This is a genomic window from Sphingobacterium sp. UBA7253, assembly GCF_002472745.1.
Taxonomy (GTDB): Bacteria; Bacteroidota; Bacteroidia; order Sphingobacteriales; family Sphingobacteriaceae; genus Sphingobacterium; species Sphingobacterium siyangense.
Window position 1 is genome coordinate 1 of sequence record NZ_DKSP01000088.1, and the last position, 12,448, is coordinate 12,448.

Genomic DNA, 12,448 nt, shown 5'->3' on the forward strand with positions numbered 1-12,448 from the left:
AAGATGATGTATAATTTGGTATTCGTCATGGATATCGTGGTTAAAATTAATTCTATTAAATAAATAGCGTATTTTCTGACAGCTTAATAATTGAATAGCCTAAAAATAGTAGAAATATATAATTGATTCGTGAGTTGTTTACAATTCGCAGCATATATTTATAATGTGTAAAAGCTGGAAATAAATGGTCGTGTGTCTATGTACAGGCCGGTATCCTTTATTTAAAACTTTAATGATAAATAATATTTTGATTTGGTTTTGTTTATTTATATATTTGTATATATAAACTATATTAATGTATTCTATTTTGTTTTTCTTTTCATGGGAAAACAAAGTGTTTGCTCTGTCTATATTGCCAGCGACGGTGAAACACTTTTTCGCTAAATGAATGATTTGAATACATGTTGATTTAAATGCTGGTATTTCCTGAAAAGCCAAGGGGCGAACGTCTATATGTAGTAATGTGTTAACCCCTCTTTAGTCTCCTTGGTTGTAATACTGTTTTTTTTTACAATAAAGTATTGATTATTTGCAATAATGATCTGTAACAGTCTGATCTGTTGGGGTAATTTATTGTGCCAAATTTTTAATCTTAAATCATTTAGTATGGAAATTAATAGCCAATTAATTATCGATAGGCTTTCTCAGCGTATGGATCTCGATCGTGCCTATCTTTTTAAATATCAGTTTCTCGGGCAGGATCATTATCATTTGCTTCTTGCGCTCAAGCATGTGAGCGGGCTTTCACCGAAGGTATTAAAACCTATTGTGGAATTATGTTTAATGGACCAGAAGAATATTTCCTTTGAGCTGGTGCCAATTGCTGAAATGCTCAGTAAAGTCAAAGTGGGCAGCCTGTATTATTCCTATGCCTCCCTACCCGAAAATACCATATATCAGGCTAGTAGCAAAAAGAACCCACCCCTTCAAGCGAAAGAACTAAAAAGTGTCCTAGAAATAGCTGATGAATATTACCAGAAGCTCTTGCCTATTTCAGCGGGATTCCTACAGGGGGCTGAAACATTTGGTCAGCAGGGGAACTATCAAAGGGCTGTATTTATGTTACATCAAAGTATGGAAAATCATTTGCGTTTTTTACAGCTAATGATTGACGGAAAAGCCAATAATGTACATCATGTTAATAACAGAATTAAAAGCCTCAATGAACATTTTTCCATGTTAAGGGAGTCCATTGTCGGAAAGGATGAGGAAGAAAAGAAACGTTTTAGATTATTGGACAGCGCCTTTGATGCGGTGAAACAAAACAAGGATCTCGAAATCTCCGCCTTTGACGCCTCCTGGCTTTATGAGCATTGCAAGTTTGTTCTTTATACGATTGAACAGCTGTACCTGAGTTTTATGGAAGGCCTTAAAGCGGGCCATGAAAAATTGTTGGCAATAGCGGAACAAAAAGTCGCGAATAAAAACGTCGAAGTTGCAGTAGGTAATCTGGCGGCGAAGGACGCTGCATTATCGAATGCTACGGCCTCGCAGTTTCATGCATTTCCTTGGCCGGAGCGGTATGAGACAGATATACTTCATGTGCTGGCTCAGATTCGTCAGGAGAATAATCCCGAACAAATGATGCTGCTCAATTATTACGTCAGCGATGCGCATGGGAAAGGACTTTTTCATTTTCCACCGCAGGAAAATGAAAAGGCAGAAATCTACCTTGCAGTAATAAAAAAGAAAATAGGTCACTGTCATTTTCGAAAAATCGTTTATGGTGGAGTTACTGCAATTGTAGCTTTTATGAGTACAGATTTCCTGGCAACAAAACTGGATCTGGGCAGCCGTTTCTCCCATACCATCTGGAATGAATCTGTTGTTGTTTACCGTCGTCCGAGTTATAAGCCAACATATTCCGTTTCTCCGATCAATTGGCATGATACATTGTTTAAGACATCCATTTCATGGACACGCAATTCAAAACTCATGCAGGATCTGCTAGGTGTATTTGCTTTTGAAGGACTTGCTAGTCCACAATTGGCTGTATTATTTTTAAATCAATTGACTTCAATTGGACTATACAGTTATCTCTACCTACGGATCGGTTATGCCCCAATGAATGTGACGATAGCCGATCTGGTGGACTGGACCTGTATCTGTGATAAAAAGGTTAAGGAGTTTTTTACCGCCAGAGGTGATGTAGAAGAAATATTGAATGCAGAGTTATTAAAACAGATGAAAGGGCGGGTCTATGAGCTTCCTTCACAATTAGCTCAGCTTGATATGGACTACTTTAGGTCAAAAGCGAGAGAAATTACAGATTTCTTTGTCGATTTGTGCGACCGAAGTATAAAATATATGGAAGTGAAATCTGAAGGTAAATTAAACGAAGTGATATGATGGGAATTGGCTTTAACTGCATTACGACGGATGCTAAGATCCGTTCAGCCGAAAAAATACTTCCAAAAAGAAATTCTAGTGAACCTCTTGTAATTCCTTGGGAAGATGGATTTATAGGGAGAATGACTCCGCGCTACCTGAGCAAATATTATGCTGATGATGAGATTCCATTTATGGAACGAGAGAATATTGTTATTCAGGTCCGACCGTATCCACCGAAATATGAACTTAAGTTAAAAAAGTTCTCGGGTACTACGGTTAAAGTCGAGCTGACTACGGAACACCTCAGCATTAATTGTTCTTGTAGCGACGATGTAGCAGGGCTTTGCGTACACGAAGCAACCCTGTTATCGAATAAATTACTGGATAGTTGCCCAAATTATTTAAAGGGCCTATATCGGGCTGAAATCAACAATTTGCCACCATGGAAGAAAAAGATCGTGCCATTTAAGGTCTGTGAGAACTATTCTTATGCGGCGTTAACTGTAGAAATGAATAATGAATATGGACGATTTTATCGTTTAGCTACTAATGATTATGAGAATGGACTTCGTCTGCCTGCACGTAACTTGGAAGGATATCTCGATTTAAAGCGAAACGATGAAGTATGTTTTTTTGTTACAATAAATTTTTCCGCTTTTGGTCTGCCTGTTTTTTTTCCTTTTCATTATAAATTTAAACGCTCTCGTTCCTTTTCGCACTCTTATCTATTGGACGAAAGTAACTTGAAGATGTCTTTAAATTCTTATGATCAGTATCTGGAATTGTTCAGTCGTCGATTTGCCGCCCTCCTTTATGAAGATAAAATACTTCGGGAAGAGAAGAAGGATCTAATCAGTGAAGATATCAACTACTTCGAGCGGAAACAATGGGAAATTATACAGATATGGCGTGATTTACTGGAGGATCCTCCGTTTCCAATTAAATTACGTTTTGCCCAAACATTTAAACGCTATCGATTTGCACATCAGATTAATTTGAAAAATTCGAGCGTGCTGGGTGCCGCTACATTAACTAAAGCACGGGGGAATTTGCAGCTCAAAGTCGAAATTGATGATCAGGATCAATATCTGAAAATGCGAATTTGTCTCTATTACAGAAACCAGCTAATAGATTGTCCTGAGTTTTTGGGGGATGAAAATTGTTTCTTTCTGAAAATATCTAACGAGGAAATTTTATTTATTGATAATCTGACCCAGGCTGGAGTATTGCAAAAGTTTAGACAATGGAAATATAGATTGACTGTCTTTAAAGAGAATTATCATGCCTTCTTAAACGATTATCTGATACCCCTATCAAAAATAGCGGAACTTGTCATCTTAAATAGGGTAGGGGAAAATATGACAATTCCTCAAGTCTTTAAGCCGTTTAAAAAAATAGCTACTATTTCTGTAATTGACCAATTCCTTTGTATAGCGGCTTTTGCCGAATATGAGAAAGAGGGTAGGTTTTTGTTAAACTCCAGTAGCAATTTGATTTTAGGGGAGAGACAGAATCAATTGGCATATTTTGAAAGGGATAAGCTCGAAGAACAGGTTTTTCAGGAATTTGTTAAAACACAACATCCGATTCTTAAGGAGACAGCATTAGAAAATAACTGGTTGATTCCTTTGAAAGAAATTGAAAATACCACTTGGCTATTTGATTTCATGGAAAGCTGCTCTCTCAATGAAATTTCGTTAGAAATTGACCATCTTCAGCAAGGTAGCGCATACTATCCTTTCCCTCTAAATTGTACTGTACGTAATATCCGTTTGGAAAATAACCTATGTTCAATTCTACTGGGGCCGAAATTTGGAAGACACACAATTTCAATGGATGAATTTGAGGATTTGATTATGGGAACAGATAAAGTTTTTACTCTTACTGAAGGGGCTTTTGGCATTATACGCCGCGCTGACCGAGAAATCTTCAGGCCATTGTTTTTAGGAGGAAGAAGAGAAGAAGATTGTTTTGTCTTAAATACAATTCAACTTGTGTCTATGCAGAAGGTTTTGGATAAAATAGATAAAAAAATTATTCAGGACAGTATTCGGGAACGTCGTGAAAAACTCGCAGCTTTGGATGAAATCCCTCTTTTGGAAATCCCTAGAAGCTTAAAAGCGCAATTACGACCTTATCAGCAGGTAGGTTTTAGCTGGCTCACTTTTTTGAATGAATTTCAGTGGGGCGGCCTTTTGGCTGATGATATGGGTTTAGGGAAAACATTGCAGATTATAACAGTGCTGGAATACTTTTATCAACAGCATTCTACAGGAAAATCTGCTTTAGTGGTTGTCCCGAACTCTCTTTTGTTCAATTGGGAAAATGAATATAAAAAGTTCGCCCCCTATCGAAAAATAGAAATCTATCATGGGAAACACCGGGAAGCATTTATTTTTGAAGAGGAAGGCACTGTAGTTCTTACGACATATGGAACGATGTTGACTGATGCGGCGTATTTAACCAGTTTAGACTTTAGCTATCTGATTATGGACGAATCCCAAGCCGTCAAGAACCGTAATTCGAAGCGTTTTGAGGTGCTGTCAATGGTTAAGGCCGATTACCGTGTAGCGATGACAGGAACGCCAGTTGAAAACGGTATACAAGATATTTATGCGCAAATGTCTTTAGTTAATCCTGGTTTCTTTGGAGATTATCGAAATTTTAATAAGGCATATAAGGGTGTCAAAGAGGTAGATATGGTTCAAGAGACGACTTCTAGCCTCCAAAAGATGATCCAACCTTTTATTCTTCGGCGTACAAAAAAACAGGTTGCTTTGGACCTTCCTGAAAAGACCGAAACAATTCTCTATATGGATATGCTTCCAGAGCAAAGGAAAATATACGATAAGGTCAGAAAAATATTCAAGGGAGAGATTGAAAATAATCTGAATAGCGCTGATTCCACGAAATCCAAATTTTTAGCGATCGAGGCGCTGCAAAAACTACGGCAGCTTTGCAACTCCCCCATTCTGATGAAAGATGGCGGCTTCGGTCATGAATCTATTAAATTGGATTTTATTGATGAGATCATGGATGAAGTAGCTCCAAATCATAAGATTCTTCTCTTTTCGGCGTATACTTCCATGCTTAAGCTGGTGGCTCAACGAATCGAAAATAAGGGAATAGCTTATGTCTACCTTGATGGTAAGATGAATCAAGATCAGCGGCAAAATGCGGTCGAAAGATTTCAGAACGAGGACGAATGCCGTGTGTTTCTCATTAGCCTTAAAGCGGGAGGAACCGGCTTAAATCTAACGGCTGCCGACTATGTCTATATTTTGGATCCCTGGTGGAATCCTGCTGCCGAAGCACAGGCGATAGATCGTTGTTATCGAATAGGGCAAGAAAAGCATGTGATGGCTTATAAGATTGTTTGTCGGGATTCCGTTGAGGAGCACATCTTAGCCCTTCAAGAAAGTAAAAAACGAATATCCGAAGGACTGATTTTAGATGAGGCTAATCTAATGAAATCGATCAGTAAAGATGAGCTGCTTAAATTATTTGAATAACCAATTGTACACTATAATGATCAAAAAAGTATCTCCACAAAAAGCATCCTATGGGGGAATGATGTTTTCGCACGATTTTCAACTATGGTACACCTATCTAAAACGGAGAATAGAAAAGGGCTGGAGACCTGAAGAACTGTCGTTCTTGGTTGGTAGACCTGATCATGCATATTTAGACTTTGAAAAAATGTATCAGGTACGAAGTTTTTTGACCCAGGAATCGATCTTGCTGGATCGAATATACATGAGCTCATGCATTGAACCGATGGAATTCCATCGCGAAAGATATGAAGTTACCGAAGAACGTCTCGTCCGTCTTCATATTGAAGAGGACGAGGTCAGGTGGCATTATTCTATCGAAATTCCTTGGCAGTTTGTCTCGCAAAAAAAGTCTTCAATTGCATTGCAATTTGAGGAATGGAAAGCTGAAAAAGATGTCCAGCTTGAATCGGATGCGATGTTACATGTGCGCCAAAAGATTGAAGAGCTATTGGATCTGGAATTCTTTGGGCATGGTGCAGCTCCTTGGCAACTGTTTCGGAAAGTTAAGGAAACGGGACAGGTTCATCTCCAGATTTATCCAAGGCATTTGAAAAATGTGCTGTATGGACTCATTCAGCAAAACAGGTTGGTCGTCAGAAATGTAGAAGGAAGGTATTCTTTTTATCCGGTTGATAGAAAGGAGGAGCATGCAAAATTTAATTAATGATATTGGCAGAGAGAGATTTCGCGCAGAATTTTCCATGTACTATGCGGGTATTATTTATCTCCTGATATTAAATCGGATCAGCTGCGGTTTTACCCGTGAAGAAATGGCTTTCTTAATGGGACAAGAGCAAACCTATGTTAAGGAAATGGAAGAACTTAAAATTCCGGCCGGAAATCTTGAAGTTATGGTGCATCTCAGTTGGGTATTTAATCGTAGGGGTATAGATATCAGTAGATTTGACAATAAATCTAGCTATCAGTTTGAGTTGACGATTTGGGAAGAAAAGGCTATTCGATACTATCAAATGGAATATTTTATCAATTCCGTTGAAACCATGACTTTTTTTCAATTAATGGAGGAAATCAGGATAGAAGATTCAGCCCAAGCTGAACAGTTCGCATGCGATTGCATGGTAGTGGAAATCGTTTTGGGTAAGCTTATCGAGATGGATTATTTTAAGAAATATAGAACACCGCTTGAACTATGGCGTTATGCGGAAAAGTATCTGGGAGAAAAAATTTGCATAAAAAGCTTGATGCATGAAATTGGCGTGTTCGTAGGAAAGAAAGGGAGTGCACCGCTGCGGAAAACTAAAGCCAAGAGTTTTGGCTTCCGCTATATCGCACATAAATAAAAAATATTAAAAAATATGGAAGATATAATTGGAGTACCTTTAAAGGTACCACGAAATTTTCGGTTAATATGTGAGCTTTTTGGTATCGCTGTACCAGCTTTTATCCAATTGTTTTTGGATCATTACTCTTTTATAGATCAAAATTTTAAAGATAATTCAAGCTATAATATTGTGACTAGGGCTATACGTTTTATCAACGATAAAATTCCTAAAGACCATAATCGTTTGAAGATCGAATTCAAAGATAATGACAGGGATGTTGGGATAAAATTATTGCGACGTCAGGTAAAATTAGCAGTCAATAGAAATTATAGTACCGGCGAACGCAGAAATAGAGGGCGTATTATTACTGCGCAGCTTTATGATCTTTTTGCTAAAAAGGTAATGCTTAAAGATCGAATTTATTTAGATGAAAACATATACTTTAAATTGAGTAAGGATTTTCTGCTGACTTGCATTATGAATTCCGTTCATCCATCGCATTATATCAATACCATGATGCTGCAGGCATCAACACCTGATTTTTTAGCAGCAATGCACCTCGATAAAGCGACTTATAATCCAGTTTTGGGATTTATTCATCGTGTCCTTGACGGTTATGGCGGCCTTATTGATTGGGAATATCGTAATACATCTTTTTTTAAACGATTTATAATGGATTTGCAGGAGCTTAATAAACGATATTTTTTCTATCGGGATCTTGATCAAAGAGTTGCACTTTATCACGTCTGGCTAGATAATCTTTTGGAAACTAAGGAGGACTAATTTGAGTTATAAACAACCTTTGGAAAGTTTGGGAAACAACCTGTCTTTTGATGAAGATGGCGTAATCTTACAGCGGTTAAATAGAGGTAACTAGGATAAAAAAAATGATGACTTCTTAAATTAAATAAATAATGGAAACATTCGAAAATATTAAATTGACAACAGCATTTAAACAGTTCTGCGATCTGTTCAATTTCACACCGGAAGAAGTTGTACAGGAATTTATTGATAAAATTGACATTGCAGAGTATATGTGTGATCCAATACAACCCGATCGCTGGGCTAATCTATTTGCGATGGAATATTTGATCCAATATACACAGTCCGAAAACAGTATTGTTGAATATAGGGAATTTGCAGAAGAGTGGGTGAAAATGATGGAGACTGGTGGAGATGATCTGATCGGAAATACAAGACTACTGTTGGATGCCTGGCACAAAAAAGTTTTAGAGGATCGTATTCATAGTATTATGAAAGAAGATGAAGGGGACGATATAGCGTAACTTTATGTTAAGTTTGATCAACCTTGTAAAATACGACGATCAAAATGTTTAAACCTAACTCGTCATTAATTGGCTAACGATAGTGATTATAACATGCAATCAAAATGAATTGCTATATTTAATCATGCATGCAAAACCTGAACAACGAAAAACATCATTAGTACCAGTATTATGTAAAGTTTTTATTGGTACTATTGGTGTTTTTGCTATTTTGACAGCTTGTTTCTATCATAATCAACTTGACGTTGACGGCAACTTGACAATAGGATTTCCCTGGACATTTTATAGGGAAGGAAGCGGCTATAGCCCAGATCTTAATGAGCAGGTTGGATACCATGAATTTGAACCTCTAAAATTGATCGGCAATATTCTTTTTGCTGCAGCCCTGGCTTTGATGATCTTCCGGATTTATAGCCTCACCATGCGAAAGCGCTAAGTGGTCTATGAATTTCATAAAGAATGTCAAGCATACTTTTTTAATTTGAAGCTCTTTAGCTACATCAGATTATTCTCCTTAATAAGATTTCTGTAAAACTGTAAACTTTCCTCCAAATAAGAGATATAACTTTCTTTGTCGCTTAAAAGCTGCTTTTCCTTTGTTAAGGGTAATTTTTCGCCCTTTATCTGAGCTGTCGGAGGATTGATCAAGCTATTCATATCCGTTTGTAATATATCCGCAATTTGCTGTAGACGTTCAATGTCTATCTTCGTCGTTCCAATCTCAAGGTTCTGATAGGCCTTTAAGGAAATATATAGCTGTTCAGCCATTGCCCGTTGTGATATCTTGAGATATTTCCTACGCTCTTTAACGGCTTTGATAATTTCTTGTGATGTAACATTGCTCATGGTTAGTAGAATTCAAATTAATGTGAACACAGGGTTTGGTATAGCCAAAGATAAGTAATTTGAAAATATAATCTACCTATGTAGTAGTCTTTATTTTTATTTATTTCAAAACTATTGTTACCTCCTCGAAAAATCTTTCCCACTAAGGCGTATTAAATGTTCATAGCACCATTTAATATAGGAATATTTTCTACCTAACTGTTGGAAATGAATAGTCAAACCACTTATTTTTGAATAGTCTACTTATTTGGTAGTTTTTTAAAAAATAAACATATGACTAAAGTATTTACATTGATTGCATCGCTCACTTTCTCTACAGCGATTATGGCGCAGCATAAAACTGCCCTGCTAAGCGGTCGAGTGACTGGCTATACCACGCAGGACAAAGCTTTTCTGAGCTATCGGAATGGTACTCAACGCAGCGTCGATTCGGTTAACATCGGTTCAAATGGAACATTTCAATTCAATTATACGATTGCCGATCCGACAATAGCTAGCCTAACGGTAGGTAAAACACTGGCCTTAGCGCAACGTTCAAAAAGTCTAACGTTCTATCTTGAAAACACAGCGATCAAGGTTCAGTCTACCGATTCATTGAAAAATCCATCGGTTCAAGGAGGAAAGACAAATACGGAGCTTAGCCAATTAAAGACGCGGCTTGAAAAAATTGCCCCTTTGCGTGATGCGCTGAATACAAAATATTTTTCGGCAAGCCAAGAGCAACGAAACTCCCCCGAATTCAAAAAGGAAATCGAACAGCTCAGCGAAAACTATCAGCTTGGGAATAAAAAAATCCTGGAAACCTTTATTTCAGAGAATCCCAATTCTTTCGTCAGCCTAGACCGTATTGCAGAGGTCGTAGGCTATGCTCCCGAAGCTGAGGACCTGGATCGATATTTCAAACAGCTCAGTCCAGAAATACGTCATTCGGAAAAAGGAAAAGCTTTTGCACTACAGATTGATCAAACCAAAGCGACGTCGATCGGACAGATTGCTCCGGCTTTTACGCAAGCTAACCCAGAAGGTAAAAATATTTCCCTTGCTGATTATCGAGGTAAATATGTGTTGTTGGATTTCTGGGCAAGTTGGTGTGGTCCCTGCCGTCATGAAAATCCAAATGTCGTAAAAGCTTATCATGCCCTAAAAAACAAAAAATTTACCGTGCTCGGCGTATCTTTAGATCAACCTGGCAAAAAGAACAATTGGCTAAAAGCTATTGCAGATGATAAATTAGAGTGGGATCAGGTTTCGGATCTTAATTTTTGGGATAACCAGGTCGCTAAGCTTTATAATATCCGATCGATTCCTCAAAATTTTCTGATCGATCCCAATGGAAAAATAATTGCCAAAAACCTTCGTGGTGAAGATTTGGAACTCCAACTTTCTAAATATATCGTTGATTAAACAGTAAACATACAGAATTTATGAAAAGACAGTTATCGATTTTATCCTGTAAAAAATCCATTGCTACAACGACAGTGCATGTTGTTGATTCAGCCTATATTTCCCAAGCACGAATGTGCATGCCTATTCCATATATGTAGGTCTAAACTACTCCCTCTATTTTATTCATTGACGATATGGGGTTTACCTCATGTTGTTATACTTTTTTGTCGCAAAAAGGGATGCCGAGCAAATGCCCCTAGGGCATTGCCTTGTCCCTATGTGACATGCCACACTTTTATTAATCGAAAATTACAATGAAACAAAAATTAATCTATTTTTTGTTGGGGATACTCTTTGCCATCCATGTTCAGGCACAGTCTTCTCGTAAAGTCAGCGGAATTGTATCTGCACCGGATGGTACTCCTTTGGCTGGAGTTTCTATCCGGGTGGAGAATACGAAGGAGGCCACACAAACAGGTAGAGATGGTCAATATAGCCTCCGTGTCGCAGCTTCCGAAAAACTTATATTTAGCTTCATAGGCTATCAGGTCCGTCACATTGATTTAAAAGGACGATCATCGTTGGATGTTGTGTTACTGAAAGAGGAATCTGTGTTGGATGAAGTTGTGGTATCAGCAGGGGGGATTCTCAGGACTCCCCGCGAGCAGGGTTATGCAACAACGCAGGTCACCGGCGAAAATCTCACCCAAGGAAAATCACCGACTATTGCTGGGGGGCTTCAGGGGAAGGTACCGGGATTGCAGATCAATCAGATCAGCAGTGGTGTGAACCCTAATTACCGGTTGGTGCTTAGGGGAAACAGATCTTTATTGGGCGACAATACAGCTTTAATCGTGTTGGATAATGCTGTTGTGAGCAGTGATCTGCTCAACAATATTAATCCTGCAGATGTAGAAAATGTACAGGTTCTGAATGGAGCTTCAGGTGCTGCCGCGTATGGAGCTGAAGGATCCAATGGGGTGTTAATCATTACAACGAAAAAAGGACAGGCGGGACGTACCGCGATCAACTTGAGTAATACCTTTACGTTGGAAAAAATCAGTTTCTTTCCGAAGTTACAGGATAAGTTTGGTGCAGGATCCACTTCGGGTACACAGATCTACAACCCCGAAGAAAACCAACAGTATGGTCCTGCTTTCGACGGGTCTACCGTTGCGATCGGTAATCCTTTGGAAAATGGGGAACAGCAATATGGTACTTATTCAGCACGTAATGATCGTTTTGATTTTTGGAATGTCGGCCGCAATAACCAGACCGATCTTTCGATCTCCTCCGGAAATGATAAATCTTCGCAATACATTGCCGGTCAATATCTTACCGGTCGAGGAACAACCCCCGGTGATAAATACAACCGGATCTCTTTTCGTTTAAACGGTACAAGAGCTTTTTATCCCAATCTGACCCTGGATTATTCAGCGAGTTATGTCGAGAACTTTTATGATATTACCTCAGCGACAAGCTCCATTTATACGCAGTTAACACAGACTCCAGCCAATATTCCACTATTGAGCTACAAAGACTATGTCAATAATCCTTTTGCGACACCTGACGGTTGGTACAATCCTTGGTACTTAAATCCTTATTGGACAGCGGATAATTATCGATCGAAAACAAAAAACAGCTATCTGACAGCCAAAATCGAACTAAAGTATCGTCCGACAACTTGATTGGAGTTTACCTATAGACCCTCAATTTCCAACCGATGGTATGATTCAAAATCTGTTTCCCCCAAACAGACTTA

At 38.3% G+C, this 12,448-nt stretch carries 10 protein-coding genes; 9 read left to right on the plus strand and 1 reads right to left on the minus strand.

Annotation, left to right across the window (positions count from 1 at the left end; all coding sequences use genetic code 11):
- Positions 1–606 precede the first annotated feature (606 nt).
- From B2X72_RS08530 to B2X72_RS08560, 7 genes are all read left to right on the plus strand, one after another.
- Positions 607–2,349 (plus strand): hypothetical protein, encoded by a 1,743-nt coding sequence (locus tag B2X72_RS08530; RefSeq protein WP_088160190.1) that lies wholly within the window; start codon positions 607–609, stop codon positions 2,347–2,349.
- Positions 2,346–5,843: a DEAD/DEAH box helicase gene (locus B2X72_RS08535; protein ID WP_088160191.1), complete on the plus strand. Its 3,498-nt coding sequence runs from the start codon at positions 2,346–2,348 to the stop codon at positions 5,841–5,843. The genes B2X72_RS08530 and B2X72_RS08535 overlap by 4 nt, the downstream gene beginning before the upstream one ends.
- Positions 5,844–5,859: 16 nt before the next feature.
- Positions 5,860–6,549 carry a hypothetical protein gene (locus tag B2X72_RS08540; RefSeq protein ID WP_088160192.1) on the plus strand — a complete coding sequence of 230 codons (690 nt, stop codon included), beginning with the start codon at positions 5,860–5,862 and terminating at the stop codon, positions 6,547–6,549.
- A complete protein-coding gene (locus B2X72_RS08545) occupies positions 6,533–7,186 on the plus strand; it encodes a hypothetical protein (RefSeq protein WP_088160193.1) in 654 nt (217 codons plus the stop codon). Before B2X72_RS08540 ends, B2X72_RS08545 begins: the two co-directional genes overlap by 17 nt.
- Before the next feature lie 15 nt (positions 7,187–7,201).
- A complete protein-coding gene (locus tag B2X72_RS08550; protein WP_075991008.1) occupies positions 7,202–7,951 on the plus strand; it encodes a hypothetical protein in 750 nt (249 codons plus the stop codon).
- Positions 7,952–8,082: 131 nt separating this feature from the next.
- Complete coding sequence (locus tag B2X72_RS08555) at positions 8,083–8,454, plus strand: hypothetical protein (protein ID WP_088160194.1); 372 nt, start codon at positions 8,083–8,085, stop codon at positions 8,452–8,454.
- A 124-nt stretch (positions 8,455–8,578) separates the two neighbouring features.
- The gene (locus B2X72_RS08560) at positions 8,579–8,890 is read left to right on the plus strand and encodes a hypothetical protein (RefSeq protein ID WP_088160195.1); all 312 of its coding nucleotides are present in this window, start codon (positions 8,579–8,581) and stop codon (positions 8,888–8,890) included.
- A 59-nt stretch (positions 8,891–8,949) separates the two neighbouring features.
- On the opposite strand, the gene B2X72_RS08565 is transcribed toward B2X72_RS08560, so the two are convergent.
- Positions 8,950–9,300 (minus strand): helix-turn-helix domain-containing protein, encoded by a 351-nt coding sequence (locus B2X72_RS08565; RefSeq protein ID WP_088160196.1) that lies wholly within the window; start codon positions 9,298–9,300, stop codon positions 8,950–8,952.
- A gap of 273 nt (positions 9,301–9,573) precedes the next feature.
- On the opposite strand from B2X72_RS08565, the gene B2X72_RS08570 reads away from it, so the two are divergent.
- Together B2X72_RS08570 and B2X72_RS08575 are read left to right on the plus strand one after the other, a co-directional pair.
- On the plus strand, positions 9,574–10,704 hold the full coding sequence (locus B2X72_RS08570; protein ID WP_088160197.1) for a TlpA disulfide reductase family protein: 1,131 nt from the start codon (positions 9,574–9,576) through the stop codon (positions 10,702–10,704).
- A 296-nt stretch (positions 10,705–11,000) separates the two neighbouring features.
- Complete coding sequence (locus B2X72_RS08575) at positions 11,001–12,374, plus strand: carboxypeptidase-like regulatory domain-containing protein (protein WP_088160198.1); 1,374 nt, start codon at positions 11,001–11,003, stop codon at positions 12,372–12,374.
- Positions 12,375–12,448 lie beyond the last annotated feature (74 nt).

Coding starts and splice junctions, on each gene's coding strand:
- B2X72_RS08540 (WP_088160192.1), top strand. CDS start 5,860: ATGATCAAAAAAGTATCTCCACAAAAAGCATCCTATGGGGGAATGATG.
- B2X72_RS08555 (WP_088160194.1), top strand. CDS start 8,083: ATGGAAACATTCGAAAATATTAAATTGACAACAGCATTTAAACAGTTC.
- B2X72_RS08560 (WP_088160195.1), top strand. CDS start 8,579: ATGCATGCAAAACCTGAACAACGAAAAACATCATTAGTACCAGTATTA.
- B2X72_RS08550 (WP_075991008.1), top strand. CDS start 7,202: ATGGAAGATATAATTGGAGTACCTTTAAAGGTACCACGAAATTTTCGG.
- B2X72_RS08545 (WP_088160193.1), top strand. CDS start 6,533: ATGCAAAATTTAATTAATGATATTGGCAGAGAGAGATTTCGCGCAGAA.
- B2X72_RS08535 (WP_088160191.1), top strand. CDS start 2,346: ATGATGGGAATTGGCTTTAACTGCATTACGACGGATGCTAAGATCCGT.
- B2X72_RS08565 (WP_088160196.1), bottom strand. CDS start 9,300: ATGAGCAATGTTACATCACAAGAAATTATCAAAGCCGTTAAAGAGCGT.
- B2X72_RS08570 (WP_088160197.1), top strand. CDS start 9,574: ATGACTAAAGTATTTACATTGATTGCATCGCTCACTTTCTCTACAGCG.
- B2X72_RS08575 (WP_088160198.1), top strand. CDS start 11,001: ATGAAACAAAAATTAATCTATTTTTTGTTGGGGATACTCTTTGCCATC.
- B2X72_RS08530 (WP_088160190.1), top strand. CDS start 607: ATGGAAATTAATAGCCAATTAATTATCGATAGGCTTTCTCAGCGTATG.